At 64.0% G+C, this 21630-nt stretch carries 15 protein-coding genes and 1 pseudogene; 5 read left to right on the forward strand and 11 right to left on the reverse strand.

Features of this window, described 5'->3' with window-relative positions:
* Nucleotides 1-68: 68 nt before the first annotated feature.
* The 3 genes and pseudogenes from B5X73_RS12235 (at nucleotide 69) to B5X73_RS12245 (ending at nucleotide 6643) form a co-directional block, all read left to right on the forward strand.
* Nucleotides 69-2006: a glycoside hydrolase family 127 protein gene (locus tag B5X73_RS12235; RefSeq protein WP_079521914.1), complete on the forward strand. Its 1938-nt coding sequence runs from the start codon at nucleotides 69-71 to the stop codon at nucleotides 2004-2006.
* A gap of 259 nt (nucleotides 2007-2265) precedes the next feature.
* Nucleotides 2266-5066, forward strand: a pseudogene (locus B5X73_RS12240) (TonB-dependent receptor).
* Nucleotides 5067-5128: 62 nt separating this feature from the next.
* A complete protein-coding gene (locus tag B5X73_RS12245; protein WP_139382773.1) occupies nucleotides 5129-6643 on the forward strand; it encodes a DUF5597 domain-containing protein in 1515 nt (504 codons plus the stop codon).
* A 20-nt stretch (nucleotides 6644-6663) separates the two neighbouring features.
* Here B5X73_RS12245 and B5X73_RS12250 read toward each other — a convergent pair whose 3' ends face one another.
* The 4 genes from B5X73_RS12250 to B5X73_RS12265 all read right to left on the reverse strand — a co-directional run bounded on the left by B5X73_RS12250 (nucleotide 6664) and on the right by B5X73_RS12265 (nucleotide 10703).
* The gene (locus tag B5X73_RS12250) at nucleotides 6664-7689 is read right to left on the reverse strand and encodes an XVIPCD domain-containing protein (RefSeq protein WP_139382770.1); all 1026 of its coding nucleotides are present in this window, start codon (nucleotides 7687-7689) and stop codon (nucleotides 6664-6666) included.
* A 10-nt stretch (nucleotides 7690-7699) separates the two neighbouring features.
* Nucleotides 7700-8314, reverse strand: a complete 615-nt coding sequence (locus B5X73_RS12255) for a hypothetical protein (RefSeq protein WP_139382771.1) — start codon at nucleotides 8312-8314, stop codon at nucleotides 7700-7702.
* 9 nt (nucleotides 8315-8323) lie between these two features.
* Nucleotides 8324-8905, reverse strand: a complete 582-nt coding sequence (locus B5X73_RS12260) for a hypothetical protein (RefSeq protein WP_079521918.1) — start codon at nucleotides 8903-8905, stop codon at nucleotides 8324-8326.
* A gap of 613 nt (nucleotides 8906-9518) precedes the next feature.
* Nucleotides 9519-10703, reverse strand: coding sequence for an MFS transporter (locus B5X73_RS12265; protein WP_043693854.1), 1185 nt, complete (start codon nucleotides 10701-10703; stop codon nucleotides 9519-9521).
* A 242-nt stretch (nucleotides 10704-10945) separates the two neighbouring features.
* On the opposite strand from B5X73_RS12265, the gene B5X73_RS12270 reads away from it, so the two are divergent.
* Nucleotides 10946-11320: a TraR/DksA family transcriptional regulator gene (locus tag B5X73_RS12270; protein WP_036113460.1), complete on the forward strand. Its 375-nt coding sequence runs from the start codon at nucleotides 10946-10948 to the stop codon at nucleotides 11318-11320.
* 303 nt (nucleotides 11321-11623) lie between these two features.
* Nucleotides 11624-12445, forward strand: coding sequence for an alpha/beta fold hydrolase (locus B5X73_RS12275; RefSeq protein ID WP_036117681.1), 822 nt, complete (start codon nucleotides 11624-11626; stop codon nucleotides 12443-12445).
* Nucleotides 12446-12608: 163 nt separating this feature from the next.
* On the opposite strand, the gene bla is transcribed toward B5X73_RS12275, so the two are convergent.
* From bla to B5X73_RS12310, 7 genes are all read right to left on the reverse strand, one after another.
* Complete coding sequence (gene bla / locus B5X73_RS12280) at nucleotides 12609-13583, reverse strand: class A beta-lactamase (protein WP_079521919.1); 975 nt, start codon at nucleotides 13581-13583, stop codon at nucleotides 12609-12611.
* Nucleotides 13584-13780: 197 nt separating this feature from the next.
* Nucleotides 13781-15190, reverse strand: a complete 1410-nt coding sequence (locus B5X73_RS12285; RefSeq protein ID WP_079521920.1) for a sugar porter family MFS transporter — start codon at nucleotides 15188-15190, stop codon at nucleotides 13781-13783.
* A 58-nt stretch (nucleotides 15191-15248) separates the two neighbouring features.
* Entirely contained in the window at nucleotides 15249-15875 is a 627-nt protein-coding gene (locus tag B5X73_RS12290) for a nucleoside/nucleotide kinase family protein (RefSeq protein WP_079521921.1), read from the reverse strand.
* A gap of 65 nt (nucleotides 15876-15940) precedes the next feature.
* Nucleotides 15941-17356, reverse strand: coding sequence for a family 4 glycosyl hydrolase (locus tag B5X73_RS12295; RefSeq protein ID WP_036113462.1), 1416 nt, complete (start codon nucleotides 17354-17356; stop codon nucleotides 15941-15943).
* Complete coding sequence (locus B5X73_RS12300) at nucleotides 17334-18281, reverse strand: carbohydrate kinase family protein (RefSeq protein WP_254857284.1); 948 nt, start codon at nucleotides 18279-18281, stop codon at nucleotides 17334-17336. The genes B5X73_RS12295 and B5X73_RS12300 overlap by 23 nt, the downstream gene beginning before the upstream one ends.
* Nucleotides 18260-19639: an APC family permease gene (locus B5X73_RS12305; RefSeq protein ID WP_036113464.1), complete on the reverse strand. Its 1380-nt coding sequence runs from the start codon at nucleotides 19637-19639 to the stop codon at nucleotides 18260-18262. The genes B5X73_RS12300 and B5X73_RS12305 overlap by 22 nt, the downstream gene beginning before the upstream one ends.
* Nucleotides 19636-21630, reverse strand: a complete 1995-nt coding sequence (locus B5X73_RS12310; RefSeq protein WP_079521922.1) for a beta-galactosidase — start codon at nucleotides 21628-21630, stop codon at nucleotides 19636-19638. The genes B5X73_RS12305 and B5X73_RS12310 overlap by 4 nt, the downstream gene beginning before the upstream one ends.

The following is a 21630-nucleotide window of genomic DNA, read 5'->3' on the forward strand; positions in this document are numbered from 1 at the left end:
GTCCGTCCATGTGACGGCACGATGAAACAGCGCATCGGGGGGTGCGTTCCATAAGCATCGGGGGTGGCATGCAGGGTTCCGACAAACGCAGGCGGTTTCTGAAGACGGGGGCACTGGCCTTCGCAAGCGCCCTCGCCGTACCCCGCGTGCGCGCCTTCGACACCGCCGACCCGGCCAGCGTCGCCGCCAGCGCGGCACGCGAAAAGCCGGTATGCCGGATGCAACCCTTCGCCCTGAATCAGGTCCGTTTACTCGAAAGCGACTTCAGCCGTGCCGCGGCGATCAACCTCGAGTATCTGCATAGTCTGCCGGTCGACCGGCTCGCGCACAGTTTCCGTGTGCAGGCGGGCCAGCCATCCTCGGCCAGACCGTTCGGCGGCTGGGAAAAACCCGACTGCGAACTGCGCGGCCACTTTACCGGTGGCCACTACCTCTCCGCCGCGGCGCTGGCCTGGGCCGCGCAGGGCGACGCCACGATGAAGGCGCGCGGCGACGAACTGGTCGCCATCCTGGCCAGCTGCCAGCGCCCGAACGGGTACCTCAGCGCCTTCCCCGAATCGTTCTTCGATCGCCTCAGCGCCGGCGAAAAGGTATGGGCGCCGTTCTACACCCTCCATAAGATCCAGGCCGGCATGCTCGACATGTACCGGCTGGCCGGCAACAAGCAGGCGCTCGCCGTGGCCACCGGCATCGGCAACTGGACCGTGCGCTGGCTCAACGGTTTTTCCGACGCCGACATGGCGCACATTCTGAAAACCGAATACGGCGGCATGAACGAGTCGATGGTGGATCTCTACGCCATCACCGGAAACAGCCGCTATCTCGATGCCGCGCACCGCTTCGACCAGGCCTCTCTGTTCGAACCGCTCGCCTCGCATCGCGACGAGCTCAAGGGACTGCACAGCAACACGCAGATCCCCAAGATCATCGGAGCGGCGCGTCGTTACGAACTGACCGGTGAACCACGCTACCGTCGTATCGCCGAGTTCTTCTGGGAGACCGTCACGCAGAACCGCACCTACGCGACAGGCGGATCCAGCAACGACGAGTTCTGGAACACCGGTCCGGGTGACCTCAGGGGCCAGCTGGGACTGTATGCCGCCGAGTGCTGTGTCGCGTACAACCTGCTCAAGCTGACGCGCCACGTCTACGCCTGGAACGGCGACCCGCGCGCCTTCGACTACTACGAGCGCAACCTGTACAACGCGCGCCTGGGCACGCAGGACGCGCAGGGCATGAAGCTCTACTACTACTCGCTGCGCCCCGGCGGCGCCAAGTTCTACAACTCCCCCACCGACTCGTTCTGGTGTTGTACGGGAAGCGGTGCCGAGGAGTTCGCGCGCTTCAACGACGCGATCTACTTCCGCGACGACGATGCGCTGCACGTCAACCTGTTCATCGCGTCCGAACTCGAGTGGCCGGAGATGGGTCTCACGCTCCGCCAGGAGACCGATTTTCCGCGAGAAGCCGCCACGCGCCTCCGCTTCACGCTGACGCAGCCCCGCGAGATCGCGCTGAACCTTCGCATCCCTTCGTGGATCGCGCCCGGGGCGCGCGTCGAAGTGAACGGCGAAGCCCTCGACACCTTCGCCTCGCCCGGCAGCTACCTCACCATCAAGCGTACCTGGCAGTCCGGCGATCGTGTGTCGCTGACGCTGCCCATGACCCTGCGCAGTGTGCCGCTGCCGGGTGACGACCATCTGCAGGCAATCACATACGGGCCGATCGTGCTCGCCGCGCGCCTCGGCGCGAAAGGCCTCACGCACGACCAGCAATACGGCCGCTACGACGCGGGCCCCTCACCCGAGCCGAAGCCGCAACCCGCCCCGCAGATCGCGCCGGACGAGGCGGACCCGCTTGCATGGCTTGTCCCCGAGGACAAGCCGCTGACCTACCGCGCCACCACACGCCATGGCGTGGTCGATGTCGCACCGCTCAACACGATCCAGGGTGAACGCTACGCCGTGTACTGGCAGACCGAAGGGTCCGCCACCGACGCTGGCTGAACCGGGGGAACGGCCACACGCCGTTCGACGAGGAAACGCACCGGGCCCGGTGCGACGCGCTAGCGCGCGCAGGGAAACGCTCCACCTGCCCAGCGACCGGTCTGCCGACCGGCCGACGGAGTTTTGCACCCTATCGCCACCGCCAACGAGGGAAGCCATGTATTCACGTCATCGCACCAGGTACGACCGCTCGTGTTGTCCGACCTCCTCCAGGCGCTTCGCCGGCACGAAGCTTCATGCCGCGCTTTGTCTCGCCCTGCTGGGAAGCAGCGGCGCCACGTTTGCCCAGGACACCACCGGCGCCACGAGCTCCGACGCCAAAACACTGGATGCCGTGACCGTCACCGGTTCGCGGATCCGCCGCGTCGATACCGAAACCGCCAACCCCGTGGTCACGCTGGACCGTGCGGCGATCGAAGCCACCGGCAAGCCGACCCTCGGCGATCTCGTGCAGGAACTCCCTTCGATCGCCGGCAACGCGACCAACCCGAACACGAACAACGGCGGCGGTACGGGCGCGTCCACCGTTTCGCTACGCGGCCTCGGCGACAAGCGCACGCTGATCCTCGTCAACGGCGTACGTCTCGCTTATAACGACGTCAACGCCATTCCCGCCAGCATGATCGAGCGCGTGGAGGTGCTCAGCGATGGCGCCTCGGCCGTTTACGGCTCGGATGCCATCGGCGGCGTGGTCAACTTCATCCTGCGCGATCATTACGATGGGGTGCAGATCTCCAGCGACTTCGGAACCAGCCGGCAGAGCGACGGCAACCGGCGCAACTTCTCGCTGACCGCCGGCCACACCGGCAGCAACTACAGCATCATCGCCGGCCTCTCCTACAGCGACATCGACGCGGTCTCGGCCGCGGCGCGCGACTATTCGAAGGACGCGCTCTACCTGATCGACGGCGCGTCGGTGAAGCAAGGCTCGTCGGCCACGCCGGGCGGCTCGATCAACTTCAACGACGGCTCCGCCGCTTCCGATGCCCTGGCCGCGTCGTCCGGTTGCTCACGCGTCACCCTCAACCCGGGTGTGACCGGCGCGACCGGCCGGGGCGACTTCCACTGCTATGGCGGCAGCGATTCGTACAACTACGACCCTATAACTTGCTGCAGACTCCGCAGAAACGCACGAATGCTTTCGTACTGGGCAAATACCAGATCACGCCCTCGGTGCAGGCATACGTCAACGGTTATTTCAGCAAGACCAGGTCCTCGTCGGTGATCGCGCCGATTCCGATCTTCGCCAACGGGGACAACTTTCTCGTCTCGGCCGACAGCTACTACAACCCGTTCGGCGTGAACTTCGGTACCGACCGTACCACCGGCACCTCGTACAACGACCTCAACTCGCGGGCCACGGTCCTCGGCAACCGGAGTTACCAGTACAACACGTACAACCTGCAGCTCAATCCCGGCCTGCGCGGCTCGTTCGGCAACAGCAGCTGGCAGTGGGACGCGGATATCAACTATGGCCGCGTGCGTCAGATCTCGCGCAACAACGGCTTCCTCGATTACGACGCATTCAATCAGGCGGTCGGCCCGTCGTTTCTCGATAGCGACGGCACCGTGCGCTGCGGTACCGCGGGCAATGCCATCGCCGGCTGCACGCCGCTGGACATCTTCAACCTCAATTCGGCGTCCAGCCTCGCCACGCTGCAGTCGATGATCGTCAACCCGACGGTCAACAGCGTGTACACCGTGAAGCAGTTCGAGGCCAACGCGAACGGCGATCTCTTCGACCTGCCCGCCGGTACGGTGAGCCTCGCGACGGGCCTCTCGTACCGCAAGGAGAGCACGTCCACCTCGGCCGACTCCCTCTGGACCGGCGACGAAAACGGGCTTTGCGGCGTCATCGAGTACTGCGCGTCCACGCTGGCAGGCAGTTTCAACGTCAAGGAAGCCTATGCCGAAGCCCTCGTACCTCTGCTTTCGGACCTGCCCGGCATCCGCTCTCTGAATCTGACCGTGGGCTCGCGCTGGTCCGATTACAGCACCGTCGGCAGCAAGACCAACAGCAAGGTCTCGCTCGAATGGCGTCCGGTCGACGACCTGCTGCTGCGCGGCACGGTCTCGCAGGTGTTCCGTGCGCCCAACACCAGTGAACTCTACGCGGGGGTGGCCGGCGACGCGGCAACCGCCAACGACCCCTGCAACGGCTATACCGGCGGCCATGAGGCGGCCTGCGCCAACGTGCCGACCGACGGCTCGTACCGCCAGGCCGATGGCCAGGTTTCAGGCAAGGCGTCGGGCTCGGTGCTCGCCGGCTATCAGCTCAAGCCGGAGACCGGTCGCTCGTACGACGTCGGCTTCGTCTACGATCCGCACTGGCTCGACGGCCTGTCCTTCAGCGTGGACAGCTGGAAGATCAACCTGAAAGACACGATTTCCACGGTGTCCGCGCAGACGGTGATGAACCAGTGCTATTCCAACCCGTCCAGCGCGTTCTGCGCCCTGATCCACCGCAACGGCAACGGTACGATCAATTACATCGCCGAGCCCACCGTCAATCTCGGCAAGCTGTCGGCGGCGGGAACCGATTTCGGCCTGGCCTATCGCTTTCCTGAAACGAGCTTCGGCAAGTTCAACGCGTCGCTCAACGGCACGTACATGAAGCGCTACGATGTCAACCCGGATACGACCGATCCCAGCTCGGTGGTGATCCACAACGCGGGCATGTACACGTACTCGTATGGCAACTTCCCGCGGTGGCGTGGCCTCGGCACCCTCAACTGGTCGATGGGTGACTGGAGCGCGTCATGGCGCATGCGTTACGTCGGCCGCTCGCAGATCGGCAGCGACGATCTGACCCAGGGTCTCTCGGCCGACTCCGATGTCGCGGGCGTCGAGCGTAAAGTGGGCGCGTACGTCTACCACAACATCCAGGTAGGCTATAACGTGAAGCCATGGCATACCCGCTTAGACCTGGGTATCGACAACGTCGCCGACAAACAGCCGCCCCTCTACTATTCCAATAACGTGACCAACGCCAATACCGACGTCGCCACCTACGACCTGCTCGGCCGCTATTACTGGGTCCGCGCGACGGTGTCGTTTTGATCCGCACCTTTCTGGCCGGGTGTTGCCTTGCCGTGGCGAGCGCTTCCGCGCTCGCCACGGAAATGCCCAGCGTCGTACACGCGAACGGGCGGCATGCGCTGCAGGTCGACGGCAAGCCGTTTACGGTGCTCGCCGTGCAGCTGCACAACTCCAGTGCGTGGCCGGCCGTGCTGCCCGAGGTCTGGGACGACGTGCTTGCCCTGCATCCCAATACACTTGAGGCGCCGGTGTACTGGGAGCAGTTCGAGCCATCACCCGGCAAATACGATACGACCAATCTAGATGCGCTTATCGCGGGCGCTCGCTCGCATGGGCTTCGTCTGGTAGTGCTCTGGTTCGGCAGCTGGAAGAACGGGCAGATGCACTATGTGCCGGAATGGATGAAGTCCGACCCGGTGCATTATCCAAGGGCGCTCGACGAACACGGCACGCCGCAGGAAGACATGTCGCCGTACGCGGAATCCAACCTGCATGCTGATGAGACGGCATTCGCCGCACTCATGGATCACCTGCGCAAGGTCGACGGCGACCGGCATACGGTCATCATGGTGCAGGTGGAGAACGAACCGGGAAGCATCGGTGCGATCCGGGACCATTCGCCGGCCGCTGAGCAGGCCTTTGCCGCGCCGGTGCCGGATGCACTGACGCGGGCGCTCCGTCGTCCTCCCGGTGGCAACTGGATGGCAACGTTCGGCGCCGACGCCGACGAGCAGTTCAACGCCTATGGCATCTCGCGCTACATCGATCAGGTCGCCACCGCCGGGAAGGCGCGCTACCCGTTACCGATGTACGTCAACACATGGCTGCGCTACAAAGGCAAACACATGCCCGGCTACGACTACCCCAGCGGCGGCGCCACCTGGAACGTGCTCGACACCTGGAAGGCCAGCGCGCCCCATATCGATTTCATCGGCACCGATCTCTACAGCACCGACTACAACGAGTTTACGAAGGTCGTGGGGCAGTACACGCGGGCGGACAACCCGCCGTGGATCTCGGAGACCGGGTTCGAGGCGGCGAATGCGCCTTACCTGTTCCATGTACTTGCGCAGGGCGGCGTGGGTTTTTCGATCTTCGGTATCGATCATCCGGCGGATACGCCTGAGGTCAAGGCGGCTATCGAGGCGCATGCGCGGAACTTCGCGCTGGTTGGGCCGATTCAGGGGCTGGTTGCCGACGCAGCGTTTCGCGGGACACTGAAAGCTGCCGTCGAGCAACGTGGGCAGGCGAAGTCGGATGTGTCGCTGGGTGGTGGCTGGACGGCGCATGTGTCGTATGGGGCACCTGCGTGGGGTGACGCACCGCCGGAGTTGCCGGGTAACCCCGCCGCCGATGGGCATGTGCTGTTTATTCCGCTGGGTAAGGACGCGTATTTGCTAGTTGGGTTCCATGCACGAGTGGAGTTCGAGCGGGATCGTTCCGACAAGCGGATGGGTCAGGTGCTGCGGGTGGAGGAAGGCGCTTACGAAGGTGGGATCTGGAAGGCGCGTCGCTGGTGGAATGGCGATGAGACGGACTATGGGATCAATCTGGGCCAGAAGCCGGTTTACCTGAAGGTCCGCCTTGGGGACTACTGAGCCAAGGCGGAAAGTTTGTCTTAGCTCAGGCTCATGAACGGCGCCTTCGATGCCTGCGCTACTTCCTGCTGAGCCTGTTGTTGTTGCTGCTGTTCCTGCTGCTGCACCAGAGCCCTGCCCTGCTCTTCGGCCTGCGGCCACGCCGCACTGCTTCGATCCAACGGCGTCTCCAAAGCCTGCATCGTCTCTACCCACGCCATCTTCCGGTCGAGGCCATGCACGCTTTGCAGGTTGCCTTCCACCGCGAACGCCCGGCTCGCGTCGTCGCTCAGCATAACGTGATCGATCCCGCGCATGCCTTCCGCGGTGGCGGCCACGGTCAGTGAGCCTGCAAAGCGCGAATCGCGAGGGCTGGGCGCAACACCGTGCTCCGCGTTCAGCTTGGCGACGCCATCCATCGCCTGGCGGAACATACCGTTCGCTGGATGAGCGGGCTGGTCGAGCCGGTGTTTATCGCTCAGAAGCCACTGCATCGGAGACTGGTCCTTCGGCATCGGATTCCGCTTCTCCGTGTTCACCGGGCTGTGCGGCACAGGATTCTCGATGCTCTGAATGTCTTCGATATTATGGGTGGGACGAAGTGCGTTTTTTCCCGACACATCAACCGGCGCACGAACCCGAACTTCGGAGCCAGGGCCACCACTTCCGGGTAAAACAATATGCTTCTCGCGGTGGATTCCGGCGTGATTCAAGGCAGCCCAGGTGAAGTCGACGCAGTTGTTTCGGACGTCCTGGTATTGCATGTTGAAACCAAATTTTCCAGCATCATGGCCAAACTCGTTCAAGCGATCGAACTGGTCCTTTGTGATCTCCATGGTCCTTGCATAGACCGGCTTGCTGTAGTTATCGACATCGCTGTCATAACGGCGACCCGGGCCTGAAGCGCTTCCATGCTCGATGGGCGCGAATCCAAAGCTTCTCTTGTTACCCGTTGCGTCCTCGGTACTGAAATACATATGTCCCGGCAACGATGTACCGCCATCTAGCAACAGTGGCGTTCCGGGTGCCGCAACATAAATCGTCACGGCATACTTTCTTTCTGGCATCCATTTCCTCCTACTTTCCTGTGTTGTAGAACTGATCGATTACAAGCTCCGCATGAACGCCTTCGAAGACAGGCAAATCGAAGGCGGTTTCCACTCTCGCCCTGTAGTGCCCGTAGCCTTCCGCGTAAAAGCCTCCGGCAACAACGTATTCCATGCTCCCGTCGTTGCCATCGGGTTGAAGATGAAGCAGGGACTGCACTGGCCGTGACGTCGACGGATGCCATAGCCTCGACTTGCCGTAAGCAGCGTACATGCCGCTCATGTCCAGGACATTCATCGGCGATAAAACATCACCGTCGACCTTCCACACCTGAGCACGTATCGCGGGACTCGCCTTTCTTACAAACTCAATCGTTGCCTGATGCGCGACCGGAAATTCGACCGCCAGCATAAAGCGCCGACTCAGATCCGCCTCTTCCTCACGCAACCAGAAATCGATCGTCGTTGTGTTCCCTGATTTGGCCAAGGAAAAGCCTTGTCTTATGGGTATGCCGCCAGCTACCGGCGCTGCTGAACGATTACCGCAACCAGCACAAAGTGCACCAAGCATCAAAACCACTAACCAGCAGAAAAGGTTCCCAAATAAATGCGTGCGACGGCTAGTTCTAAGTGATGTGTCTGACATCCCTATCTCCTACTTCGCTGTGTTGTACGCCTGGCCAATCACGATTTCTGTAGGTACATTTTTCAACCAATCCAAGTCAAGCACGGTTTTGATTCGTGCCACGTAGTGACCATAACCGTCGGCGCAGAAAGAGCCCAAGACACTCCCCTCACGCACCTCATCGCCAACGAAGGGGTGGAGGTGCAATTCCGATGGAAATGAACCCGATGGCAATCGCGTCTTCGCCACATTCACGCGACAAGCCCCCGTGAGAGGCACCGCGTTGAAGATATCGATAGGCGCATGTTTCTCGCCACTCACCCGCCAGATTTCCGCGTGCACTGTAGGCGTTGTCGTCCCAATGAGACGCGTAACATTCCGCAGTATGTGCGGATGTTCGACAGCAACCATGAAATGTCGTGACAGGTCAGCGTCGCCTTCGCGCAGCCAGAAGTCGACCGTCAATGTGCTTCCGGCTTTGTCGAGGTAGAACGCGCGCCGTACCGGCATATCCCCAGGTGCTGGTGCAGTCGTTTCTTGCCTGCACGCACTGGCGAACAGCAGGAGGCACGCAAGCGGCCACGTAGCGAATTTGTACTCGGACTTCTTCATCCCTTTCCAGTCGCCTCGCGGCGTACGGTGCATTCCCTTTCTCCAAGGGGCTGAAGGATGAAGAAGTCTATGGGAACACGTCAAGCCGCGGACGCTGACACAGCTATTCTCAAAGAACGAAAAAAGGGAATATTGGTCGCGATTCTCAATACACCGCGTAGCTTTTTTACTAGCTTATGCCTGTTGCCTGCGGAATCGCATTCCACGCATCGCAGGCAACCATCGCTCAGAGCGGTGAGAGCGCGGAACGTTGTCACTGAGGTTTTTCTTGCCGACAGCATCCGGCGCGTAGCCGTGTGGCCGGCTGGCAGTGACGGACGTCGCAATCCACTTCTCGATCACACCGCCCGGTGCCCGGTCTCGGGCAGGCCGATGAGAGTCATCGTTTGAGCGATGGTGGCATGTCTGTGGAATTGAGGCATGCCACCACTCGGGGCGGGTGGGATCGCCAGCAGGGCTGGCTCCCACCAGAGCTGTCTAGTGCTCACTCATCAGGGAGACAGAGATGGAAAAGTATGGAACGGTGGGTGAAGGCAGCCTGTGCCTTGATCCGGATGCGAGCGGGCGCACAGTGTGCGGCGCGCGCCCATGTAAAGATGGAATGGGACCGCTTTCAATGCGTTGGGAGAGATGTCGGCCGATGTAACAGCCGCGCCACCAGCGCGATCAAAGCGAAACCACCGCCGAGCAGGCACACGCCGGGCCACCCGGCGCGGCGCCATGCCTCGGCGGACGCGAAGGAACCGATCGCTCCGCCAACGAACATGGTGGTCATGAACAGCGTGTTGAGACGGCTCTTGAACTCGGGGTGCAGACCGTAGATCAGGTGCTGATGCGACACCAGCGCGATCTGCACGCCGAAGTCGAGCACGATGACGCCGATGATGAGACCGGCAAGCGTCGGCCAGATCGCGAAGATGCCCCACGCCACGACCGTCGCTGCCGCACCCAGCGAGATGACGATCCACGGACCTTTACGATCCGCGACGCGTCCGGCAAGGGGTGCCATCGCCACACCCACGGCACCGACCACGCCGAACAAGCCGGCGGAGGCGGCGCCAAGATTGAGCGGCGGCTGTTCTAGGCGGAGCGCAAGGACCGTCCAGAACGCCGAGAACGAGGCAAAGATCATGGCCTGCGTGAGTGCGGCACGACGCAGCAGCGGTTCGCCGCGCCACAGACCGACCAGTGAACCGAACAGCTCGGCAAAACCCACACGGCGTGGCGGGCGGTGCTCCGGCAGGCGCAGCGCCATGAGCAGGGCCGCCAGGAGCGCGATGGGCACGGCGATCCAGAACATCACTCGCCAGCCGGCCGCGCTCGACACAAAGCCGGCGATCGTCCGGCTCAACAGGATGCCGGTGAGCAGGCCGCTCATCACTGTGCCCACCGCCGCACCACGTTTCGACGGCTCGGACAGAATGGTCGCGAACGGAACGATCTGCTGCGCCACCGTCGCGGCCGCACCGACGATCACGGAGGCGAAGGCCAGTGTCGCAAGGCCGGGCGCCAGCGCGGCGATCACCAGCGCGATCGCCAGCAGGATGAACTGGAGGACGATCAGGCGGCGGCGCTCGAACGCATCACCCAACGGCACGAGGAACAACAGCCCCGCCGCGTAGCCCAGCTGCGTCAGCATCGGCACCCAGCGCTCGACGGCGCCGTCGTGCAGGTCGCGGCCCATGATGCCGAGCATCGGCTGGTTGTAGTAGATGTTGGCGACGGCGAGGCCGGCGGCCAGTGCCATGGCATACAGGGTGCTACGCGGCAGGCCGCTACCCTGTGTGGCGTTACTCATCGTGAAAGCTCCGGGTCGGTGGTGCCGTGTGAATGATCGTGCATTGCACCACACCCGGGCTTGGATGTTTCGTCAGCGCCACGCGGGTATCCGCCGTAGCGACCGTCCTTTCGGATCGAGGGGTCGCCGCGGTGCGTTGACAAAGCGGCCGACCGGCGAGCCGCTGAAACGCACGATTGCACAATCCCTGAACGCGGCAAGGGGTACACCATGGAGGATTCCCACACGGACAGGATCCACTCATGTCGAAGCTCGATGCCGCCTTTATCGAACACCAGAAACAGCGCCTCGAAGACCTGCGCGCCCAGCTGATCGCCACGGGCGATGCGGCGGGAGCCGACGAGTCGGCGCTTCAGACCGCCGCCGGTGGCGAGCCGCAGGACGAAGGCGACGACGGCGATCGCTTCGCCCAGCAGGATGCGGACGAAGCCCTGCTGTCGCACAACGAAAACCGCCTCGGCGACATCAACCGCGCCCTCGAGAAGATCGCCGATGGCACCTATGGCATCTCGGATGGCAATGGTGAGCCCATTCCGCGCGAGCGCCTGGAAGCCGTTCCGGAAACCCGCTACACCGTCGAGGAAATGGCCGAGCGCGAGCGCCTCGCCCAGCGCTGATCGTCTGCGGCGACACTTTGTGTTGATCAAAAGTCACGCCTCGTCAAAATGGAGGCAATTGCGTTCTAGCCGGAACGTTTCCCGCTTCCGCAAGATGTCACGGGACAATCAAGGAGACACCCCGTGAGCGATTCAACCTCCCTCGGCGCTGGCCACGATGCCAGCCGCCGCAATTTCGTCGTCGGCGCGGGGACCCTCGCCGCGGGCACGCTCGTTGGCGCGAGCGTGCTTGCCTCCGGCGTCAATGCCGCGCCGGCCGCAACGACCCATTCCTCTTCCAAAACCAGCAAGAAGGTAGGCGACATGTCTTTCATCACGACCAAAGACGGCACCGAGATCTATTACAAGGATTGGGGTACCGGTCAGCCGATCGTCTTCCATCACGGTTGGCCGTTGAGCTCGGACGACTGGGATGCCCAGATGATGTTCTTCCTGAACAATGGCTTCCGCGTGATCGCGCATGACCGTCGTGGTCACGGCCGTTCGTCGCAGACCGCGACCGGCAACGACATGGACACGTATGCGGCCGACGTCGCGGAACTCACCGCGCACCTCGACCTGAAGAACGCCGTGCATATCGGTCACTCGACCGGCGGTGGCGAAGTGGCGCGCTACGTCGCCCGTCATGGCAAAGGCCGTGTGGCCAAGGCCGTGCTGGTCAGCGCCGTGCCGCCGATCATGCTCAAGACCGCGGCCAATCCGGGTGGCCTGGATATCTCGGTGTTCGACGGCTTCCGCAAGGCGCTCGCCGATAACCGCGCGCAGTTCTACCGTGAAGTGCCGATCCCGTTCTACGGCTTCAACCGTCCGGGCGTGAAGACCCTCGACGGCGTGGTCGACAACTGGTGGCGCCAGGGCATGATGGGCGGTGCCAAGGCCCACTACGACTGCATCAAGGCCTTCTCGGAAACCGACTTCACCGAAGACCTCAAGGCGATCACGGTGCCGACGCTCGTGCTGCACGGCGACGACGACCAGATCGTTCCTTACCAGGACGCGGGCGTACTCTCCGCCAAGCTGGTGCCGGGCGCGCAGCTGAAGCTGTACAAGGGCTACCCGCACGGCATGCTGACCGTCCACGCGGACGTCCTCAACAAAGACCTGCTGGACTTCATCAAGGCCTGATGTGGCGCGAAGCGTGACGTCACGCGACATGCCTGACGTCACGCGCTTTCTGTAGGAGCGGGCCCCGCCCGCGACACCCTCAGGGCATAACGCTGGCGCGATGAGGTGCAAAGCCTCATTCGCCACGTTTATCCGTGAGGGTTCGCGAGCGGGCTCGCTCCTGCTACAGCTGCTTCGAAACAACGGTACCTAGCTCTTTGAACCACGCGGCGCGTTGCTCATCCGTTGAGGTGGTGTCGCGGAGGAAGGCGCCGACCACGGCACGCTTGCCGTTGGGCGCGGTAATGATCGCCATATCGTTCCACGCGGCGATACGATCGCCATTGCTGGCACCCGTACCCGTCTTGTCCGCGATGCTGAAGCCCGCTGGCAGCCCCGCGCGGATGCGATTCGGAATGACCTGAGCTTGCATCATGTCGAGCAGGCGCTTGGTCGATGCAGCCGAGAGCAACTCGCCAGCCTGCAACTTGCGCAGGAACGTCGCGGCGCCGTCCAGCGTCGTCGTGTTCTCCTGCATCACGATCGCGGCCTCGTAGCCCTTCAGCAGCCGCGTCGATTCTTGCACGGTCGTTTCGTGCAGAGGTGGCTCCGCGCCTTGGGCCAGACCTTCGAACACATGCCCCACCGCGCGCTCATCCATATCGATGCGCATGCCCTCGACGCCCTTGTCCTTGAGGTATGCCGTGACCACCTGGCCGCCACCGACCAGTTTCAATAGCGCGTCCACGGCCGTGTTGTCGCTCTGCGTAACCGCGGCAGTCATCAGTTCGCTGACGGTGACATCGATCGGGCCCTTAGCGGCGCGCGCGCCAATCGACGGGACGGCGGAACCGGCCGTGACGTCGGCCGGTGTGACGTGCACTTTCTGGTCGAGGCGGAGCTTGCCTGCATCCACCTGATGCAGAACGGCGGCCGACACGGGTGCCTTGAAGGTGCTCATCAGCATATAGGCCCGGTCGTCGTTGACCTTAGCCGAGGCGCTGCCATCCAGATCGACGACGATGATGCCGAATTTGGCGGGCTTGGCCTGATCGGCGAGCTTTTGCAGGGAGGCCTGCAGCGTCGCGGACTTGTCGGCGGCGATGGCCGAGCCGGCGGCCAGGGCCAGCGATAACGCGAGGAAGGTGTGCTTCAGCATGGGAGCGCCTTGGGGGGGATGACCGAGGCGCCATGCTGCCGCATGGTTCTGCGTTTTTGGTGGCAAATCGGGGGCCGGTGGGAGCTTTGGCCGGCAGCGGCTGTTGTGGGAGCCAGGCCTGCTGGGGATGGGGGGGTACGGCGAGCACCCATCGCCAGCAGGGCTGGCTCCTACAACAGCCGCTACCGGAACTGAGCTCAGCTCTTCTTCATGCGCTTTTGCTGGAACGGGTAGAACCGCTCTTCGCGCAGTTCGTGCTCGATCTGCTCCAGGCTCTTGCCCATCGTCTCGGGCACGAGGTAGTAGATGAAGACCAGGGCACCGAGCGAGATCACCGCGTAGAGCCAGAACGTATGCGACGCGCCCAGCCAGGTCACCAGCGACAGCGTGCTCAGGGTGACCAGCAGATCGAAGAACCAGTGGCTGAAGGCGCCCAGGCTCGCGCCCTTGCCGCGAACGAACAGCGGGTATACCTCGGAGTTGATCAGCCAGATGCAGACGCCGAAGCCACCGCAGTTCAACATCAGGTACGCGGCCAGACAGGCGACCACCAGCACGCGGCTCACGTCGGTCTGCGGCCCCTGCCCTTCGAACAGGATGCCCATCACCACGAGCGCCACGATCGAGCCGGGAATCATCCACAGCAGGTAACGACGGCGCCCGATCTTGTCGACCAGGATGCTTCCGATGACCGTCATGACGACCACGAGCAGCGTGCTGCCGCCGGTGCCGAGAACGGCCCATTTGTCCGAGAAGCCGGCCTTGGTGAGGATGGTCGGCGCGTAATAGATCAGCGCGTTGTTGCCGGTGATCTGCGAGAACATGGAAATGCTCGCGCCTACGATGATGGCCGGACGGATCCAGGGCTTGGCGAAATCCTTCCAGCGCCCGGTTTCCTCGTTATGGGAAACGCCCTCGATCTCGACGACTTCCGCTTCGGCCGCGCGACGGTCGCCGCGAACCCGCTCGAGCACGTCGATGGCTTCATTCTTGCGACCCTGCGTCACCAGCCAGCGCGGGCTCTCCGGGAGAATGAACATGCCACCCAGCAGGATCACCGCCGGAACCACACCGAGACCGAACATCCAGCGCCAGTGTTCGCCGAGCAGGAATCCGGTGAAGTACGCCACGGTGATGCCGAACACCACCATGAACTGAAACAGGACCACCATCTTGCCCCGGTGCTTCGGCGGCGACACCTCGGCGATGTAGACGGGAATGATCTGTGTGGAACTGCCGGCCGACAGGCCGAGCAGGAAACGCGCCGCGATCAGCATCTCGACGCTGCCCGACATGGCCGAGGCGATCGAGCCGAGCGCGAACAGCACGCCGACGAAGATCACCATGCGTCGGCGACCGAACCGGTCGGACAGCGGGCCGGTACCGAGGCAACCGAACAAGGCACCGAAGATGATCGCGCCGGTGACGAGCTGCTTGGTGGTGTCGTCGAGAGCGAACTCACGACCGAGGCCCAGAAGCGCGACGCCGATCACGCCGGTGTCGTAGCCGAACAAAAGGCCGCCGAGCGCGGCGATGACCGCGATACCGACGACCAGGGCGGTGCTGCCGCCCTCGCTGTCGACCTTGGATGGGGTTACCGCATGCATGCGTTTCTCCTGGGAGGATGAAGAAGCCCTCGCCCCCGCGAGTTGTTCTTGAACGAGATCACGCCGCCACGCTCACGCGCACACGGAAATCCGCCTTCGGTGCCGTCAAAGCGATGCGGCGGGCATTCGGCTCGTCGGTGTTTTCGATCCAGTCGAGCGCGGCCTGGCGGTCGCGGCCGTAGCGCATGTGCCGCGCGAGCAATTGCTCATGGCGCTGTGCGTCGTCGACGTCGACGAACCAGACCTCGTCGAGCAGGCCCTGGACGTCTTGCCAGGGACCTTCATCCAGCAGCAGGTAGTTGCCTTCGGTAATGACCAGACGTACATCGGACGGCACGGCGATCTCGCCGGCGATCGGCTCTTCGATTTCACGATGAAACGCCGGTGCGTAGACCGTCTCGCCCGGCACCGGCGAGCTAAGGCGGCGCAGCAAGGCGACATAGCCCGCCGCGTCGAACGTATCGGAGGCGCCCTTACGGGCGCCCCTGCCCAGACGGGCGAGCTCGGCATTGGCGAGATGGAAACCGTCCATCGGTACGCCGACGGCGACGTCGCCGGCGTATGCGAGCAATTGCGCCACGAGGGTGGATTTACCGGCGCCCGGTAGTCCCGCGATGCCGAGGATGCGGCGTCCGCTGCCTTCCATGAGCGCGTCCAGGCGCTCCCTTGCGGAGGATTCGATCATGCCGATGCCAGACAAAAAGACCGACAAAAGCTAATGATCCGAATGTGTGCATGAGATGAATCGCGTCATATATGGCGATGGACGGGTCCCTGACAGAGACATTCGCCGTCTTCGTTCGCATGACCCAGCAAGGCGTCGAGCAAGTCCCCGGACGGCGTCCACTGTCCGATGGCCGGATGAATCAGCATCGCCTTGCGTGCTTCGAGACGGCGGTCGTTGAGCACCGATGCGATCGCGGCACGTTCGTACGCCTTGACCGAGCGCACCAGACCGTTCACCGCATCCGGCAATGGCGCGATAGGACGGGGCACGATCGCGTCCAGCGAGATATCCGACGCGATCTCCACGATGTCGTTATCGGGCAGATCGGGCAAGGCGCCACGATTGCGCGTGTTGACGACGATACGCGCCGGTTTCGCACCGGTCAGCGCGCTCATCACGTCGATGGCGATGCGGTGGTAGCCGGTCGCTACACGGAAGGGGTCGACCTGCAGGCTGACCCCCTGATCGAACGCGGAACCACCCTCGGCTTCGAGCTTCATGTACGAGCCGGAACGCTGGTTGAGGTACGCGGCGTAGATATCCACGGCCGCGTCGCCGTCGCCCGCGTCCAGACGCGCGGTCAGCGTCGCCAGCAGATCGTCGTTGAGTCGCTGAATTTCGCCACCGCGGCTCCCGCCCTGCCTGCGCTGGTTGTCCAGCGCGCGCTGCCGCTCGTAGTAGAAGAAAAGGTACTCCGTGGGAATGAGCCGCAGCGTGCGGATCATGTCGAAGTCGAACAACGGCGCCAGATAGAGCTGACGTAGCAGATCATCGCTGGCAAGCAGCGTGTCGATGACCTCCTCGCCCCGAACGCGCACGCCGCGTACCCAGCCGAGGTGGTTCAGGCCGACGTAGTCGCATTCGACCTCGTCGGCCGGCTCGCCCAGCGCATGCGCGATATTGTGAAACAGCTCCGTCGGCGTATCGCAGATGCCGACGATGCGGGCCTTGCTATGGTCGGTCACTGCCTGCGTGATCAGGCCGGCGGGATTGGTGAAGTTGACCAGCCACGCCTGCGGGCTCAGCTTCTCGACGAGTTTCGCCTGTTCTATCGCGACAGGAATGGTGCGCAGGGCCATGGCGACGCCGGCGGGGCCCGTCGTCTCCTGCCCGGGATATCCCTGCGCGATGGATGCGCGTTCGTCGGCGGCGCGACCGGCGATACCGCCGATACGAATGCTGTTGAGCACGAAGTCGGCGCCCTCGATGGTGTCTTCCATCGAGGTGCCGCCACGTAGCCGCAGCGCGCCGCCCGAGCGACGAATCACGGCATTGCCCAGGCCGACCATGATCCGCAGCCGCTCGGGATCGGGGTCGTAGAGGACCATTTCGGCCGCGCCGAGCGCCTCGGCGGCTTCGTTGACGCCGAACACGACAAGCGGAGACCGGACACCGCCGCCTCCGATCAATGCGATCTTACGATCCGTACGTTTGCTCACGAAGTGTCCTTAATGGCTGGGGATGGGGAAGCGATTCAAGGGCGCCGGCGGCCGTCGTACACAACGCCCCGCAGATGCAACCGCGCTCGACGCAGCCATCGATGGACTCGCCATCGAGCAGCCCGTCGATGACGCCCGCGTCGAAGGCATCGCCCGCACCGGTGGAGTCGACCGCTTCGATGCGCGGCGCCGGCACCCGGCGCAGACCGCGTGCATCGGCGATCCACGCACCACGGGCGCCCTGTTTCATGACGGCACGAGCGATACCGGCCGCGGCGGACCAGGCCTCATAGGACGAGGGGGCGTCGTCGCCGCATAACAGCGCGACTTCCTTGTCGTTGGGCAGGAAGAGGTCGACATCGCGGCAACTGAGCCGGTTGACAGGGTCTTGCAGCCACGCCGGGCTGTAGCCGACGTCGAGGGAGGTCGTACACCCCGCCTCACGCAACAGCGGAAGCAGGGTCGAGGCAAGGTCGCGCGGCAGCGGCATGGCGAAATGCACATGACGGGCGGCGGACAGATCCGCCACGATCTCCGACGTCGCCAGCAGTTCCGGGAGCGAGCGGTTGACGCCGGGATAGGTGAAAAACGATCGATCCTCCACCGTCGAGACGCTCACGGTGATGCCGGTGCCGTCGCTGCCCAGCCGGATACCGTCCATGCTGACACCGAATTCGCCCAGACGGCCTTCGAACCAGTCGAGATCGGCATCGCCGATCAGTCCGACCAGGCGGACACGGCGTCCGAGCCGCGACAAGGCACAGGCGGTATTGATCGTGCCGCCGCCGAGTTCGCGCACGTAGTTCTCGGCGATCACTTCTTCGCCGGGGCCGGGCCAGGAGGGAAAGCCGCTGAAGACGTGATCGGCGTAGATCTCTCCGACGACGGCGACATCCCATGATTTCAGCGATGGGGAAAGGGCCACGTGCGGGACCTCCGTGCTTGCCACAGAAAAAGAAGCGTGCCCGCGAGGACCGCGACCACGGCGGCGACGATGGACGAGGTGCCCGCCGTCGCCACGAGATACAGCCAGCCGATGACGCTGACGACCAGCGGCAGCGGATACAGCGGCATGCGAAACACGTCGGCGTCGGCGCGGCGTCGACGCAGGGCCACCACGGCGAAACACTGCGCGATGTACTGAAACAGGATCTGCGTGACCATCAGCGTCGCGATCAGATGCTCCAGTGACAGGAAGCAGGCCGCGGCGGATGTCGCGCCTACGAACAGGAGCGACACCGTGGGAAACCCGCCCCGCGGATGCAGGCGCGCGAAGACGGGAAAGAACTGGCCGTCCGCCGCCGCCGCGTAGGGCACGCGTGAGTAGCCCAGCAACACCACCAGCGCCGATCCCCAGCTGGCCAGAAGAATCAGGAGCACGGCCAGCGTGCCGCCCGTGCGACCGTGGATCGCCTGCATGAAGTCGGCCACCACAGCCTTCGAGTGCGCCGCCTGCTCCCAGGGCAGTACGCCGAGAATGCTGAGGTTGAGGCCCAGATACAGCACGGCCACCAGCGGAATGGAAACGAGCACCGCCATCGGAATGGTGCGCCGCGGCCGCTTGACCTCACCGCCCAGCATGCAGACGTTGTTGTAACCGCCGTAGTCGTACACCGCGATCAGGGCGACCGCGCCGAGGCCCAGCCAGAACCCGTGAGATGAGTCGACGTGTGCCTGGAAGAAGTGGCTTGCGATCGTCATGTCGAAGTGCCTGATGCCACTGATCACGATCCATGCGCACGCGATCACGACGATCGCGCTGACCAGCACGGACAGCCGCTGGATCTGACCCACCCGCCGATAGAGCACGGCCGTGTTGAGCAGACACAAGCCGGCGGCGACGAGCGCCCTGCCCGTTTCCCCCAGGGACGGGATGAGGAAGCCCGCGTACTGGGCGAAACCCACCGCCGCCGAACCGATGGAAAGCGGCGCGGTGAGCAGCGTCTGCCAGAGGTAGAGGAAACCGAACAGACGGCCGGCCTTGTCGCGGCCATAGGCCTCGCGCAGGTAATGGTAGGGACCGCCGGATTCGGGAATGGTGGAGCCGAGCTCGGCCCAGACCAGGCCGTCGCAGAGGCACAGCAGTGCGCCGGCGACCCAGCCCAGCAGCACCGAGGGTCCTGCCAGGGCCGAGAGGGCGAGCGGGATGGTCACGAACGGCCCGATGCCGATCATGTTGAGGACGTTGGCGGAAAGCCCGCCCCAGAAGCCGATGGCTCGCGGCGGTATGGCGGATGTTCCTGGCGCTACCGCGTTCGCGGTCGGGGTGGCTGTCGCTCTCATGATTCGCGGCCCGTTTCCGGGTAGCTTCGGCAAGCACCTGACGACAACAGGGTTGGCTCCCACCGGGCTGCGAGGTCCTGCTCCTGGTAGGAGCCAGCCCTGCTGGCGACCGGTGCCTGCCCCACCCCATGCAAACTATCGGCAGCAGCAATCACCGCCCCCTCCACCCGATGCAGATCCAACACCAGCACCTCGTTCTCCCCCGCATTCAACCACGGACCCGGACAGAACAACCGAAGCTGCGGCCCGACGCTCCAGTACCGCCCCAGCAACCGCCCGTTGACCCACAGATACCCCTTCGCCCACCCACTCATGTCGAGATAAACGTCGCCAGATACATCCACGTGAAGCGCCGACCTGAAGAACACCCCACCTCGCGACGGTGCCTCCTTCAACGGCTTGAGACCGCGAACCCACGCATCGTCCAGCGGCAACGGCCACGCCTCGACCTCATGCAGCGCGACACTATCGAGCGTCACCGGCCCGATGAGGCCTTTGTGGTCACCCAGCCGCGGCCCGAAATTGATGTGGCCGAAGGTATCGACCAGGACCTCGACGGTCGCCTCGCCCGAGGCACGCGCAGGCAGCGTCACATCGGGCCGCGAATTGAGCGACGCATGCTCGACCCGTGACAAGATAGCCGTTTCACGCCCATCGACATGCACGACGGCATAATCGCGCACGTTCTCCAGCCGCAGAACGCTGCCGGCGGCGATCCGCTTGCGATAAACGACCAGTCCCTGATCCTGGCTGAACAGAATCTCGTTCGGACCGGGCGATGGCAGCCTGACCGGCTCGCCCGGAAGGTTGTCCCAGAGCGACGCGAACGGTACAGGCGTCACCGGTGAAAACGTGGCCGAGGGAGGAGCCTCGGGCATCGCGGGCGGCGTGACTCCCGCGCTCTCCACGATCACCCGGCGCAACGCCGCGTAGTGCGGCGTGGCACGCCCCCGCTCATCGATGGGTGCACCGTAGTCGTAGCTGGTGATGACGGGCTGGAACTGCGAGCCGTCGTCCTCCGCATTGGCTCCCGCGGTCAGACCGAAGTTGGTCCCGCCGTGCACCACATACAGGTTGAAGGAATACCCGGCGCGCATGATCTCCCGAAGCGGCTCGACGAGGTCCCTGGTCGCGAAGGCTGGCTCACCCCAGTGCGTAAGCCAGCCGGGATAACCCTCGCCCAGCCACACGGGCGACTCGCCCGCGAAGCTCCGGCCCTTGAGCATGTCCGCGACGTCCGCACCGTCGAGGCCAAGCGCCATGCCTTTCGGATAGGCCTTGCGCCGCCGCAGGTCCTTCCAGCCATCCGACACGGAGAACGGTCCCGCGATGCCGTGCTCCCGCCACAGGTCGCGCAGCGCCTCCAGGTAGCCGACGTCGTCGGCGAACATCGAATACTCGTTTTCGACCTGCAACATCAGCACGGGACCACCCGCCCCTGCCATCAGCGGTGCGATACGCGGTGCGAGCGCGGCGATATAGCGACGCACCGCCGCCATGTAACGGGGATCGTCACGCGTGCGCAGGCGGGTATCCGGATCGCGCAGGAGCCATGCCGGCAGACCGCCGTTCGTCCACTCACCGCAGATGTACGGACCCGGGCGCAGATACACCCACATCCCCTCCTCCGCGCACAAGCGGATGAAGGCCACGATGTCGCGATTGTCGCTTTCGAAATCGAACACGCCGGGCTCGCGCTCATGGTGATTCCACATCACGTAGATCGCCACGGTATTGAGACCCATCGCACGCGCCATCCGGATGCGATGGCGCCAGTGCTCACGCGCGATCCGCGCCGGATGCATCTCGCCACTGCGTATCTGGAAGGGCTTCCCGTCGAGGAGAAACGTACGCTTGCCAAAGGCGAACGCATGTCCGCGCCCGTCCGGTGCCACCGCCGAAGCGGCGACACCAGACGGCCCCGCCCACGCGCGACCGGCGAACGCCAGCGGCGTGAGCAAGGACAGAGCGAGGAACCGACGTCGTTGCAT

Source organism: Luteibacter sp. 22Crub2.1, assembly GCF_900167995.1.
Lineage (GTDB): Bacteria > Pseudomonadota > Gammaproteobacteria > Xanthomonadales > Rhodanobacteraceae > Luteibacter > Luteibacter mycovicinus.

Coding starts and splice junctions, on each gene's coding strand:
- B5X73_RS12275 (WP_036117681.1), top strand. CDS start 11,624: ATGTCTTTCATCACGACCAAAGACGGCACCGAGATCTATTACAAGGAT.
- B5X73_RS12290 (WP_079521921.1), bottom strand. CDS start 15,875: ATGATCGAATCCTCCGCAAGGGAGCGCCTGGACGCGCTCATGGAAGGC.
- B5X73_RS12265 (WP_043693854.1), bottom strand. CDS start 10,703: ATGAGTAACGCCACACAGGGTAGCGGCCTGCCGCGTAGCACCCTGTAT.
- B5X73_RS12245 (WP_139382773.1), top strand. CDS start 5,129: ATGCCCAGCGTCGTACACGCGAACGGGCGGCATGCGCTGCAGGTCGAC.
- B5X73_RS12270 (WP_036113460.1), top strand. CDS start 10,946: ATGTCGAAGCTCGATGCCGCCTTTATCGAACACCAGAAACAGCGCCTC.
- B5X73_RS12285 (WP_079521920.1), bottom strand. CDS start 15,190: ATGCATGCGGTAACCCCATCCAAGGTCGACAGCGAGGGCGGCAGCACC.
- B5X73_RS12235 (WP_079521914.1), top strand. CDS start 69: ATGCAGGGTTCCGACAAACGCAGGCGGTTTCTGAAGACGGGGGCACTG.
- B5X73_RS12310 (WP_079521922.1), bottom strand. CDS start 21,630: ATGCAACGACGTCGGTTCCTCGCTCTGTCCTTGCTCACGCCGCTGGCG.
- B5X73_RS12250 (WP_139382770.1), bottom strand. CDS start 7,689: ATGCCAGAAAGAAAGTATGCCGTGACGATTTATGTTGCGGCACCCGGA.
- bla (WP_079521919.1), bottom strand. CDS start 13,583: ATGCTGAAGCACACCTTCCTCGCGTTATCGCTGGCCCTGGCCGCCGGC.
- B5X73_RS12260 (WP_079521918.1), bottom strand. CDS start 8,905: ATGAAGAAGTCCGAGTACAAATTCGCTACGTGGCCGCTTGCGTGCCTC.
- B5X73_RS12305 (WP_036113464.1), bottom strand. CDS start 19,639: ATGAGAGCGACAGCCACCCCGACCGCGAACGCGGTAGCGCCAGGAACA.
- B5X73_RS12255 (WP_139382771.1), bottom strand. CDS start 8,314: ATGTCAGACACATCACTTAGAACTAGCCGTCGCACGCATTTATTTGGG.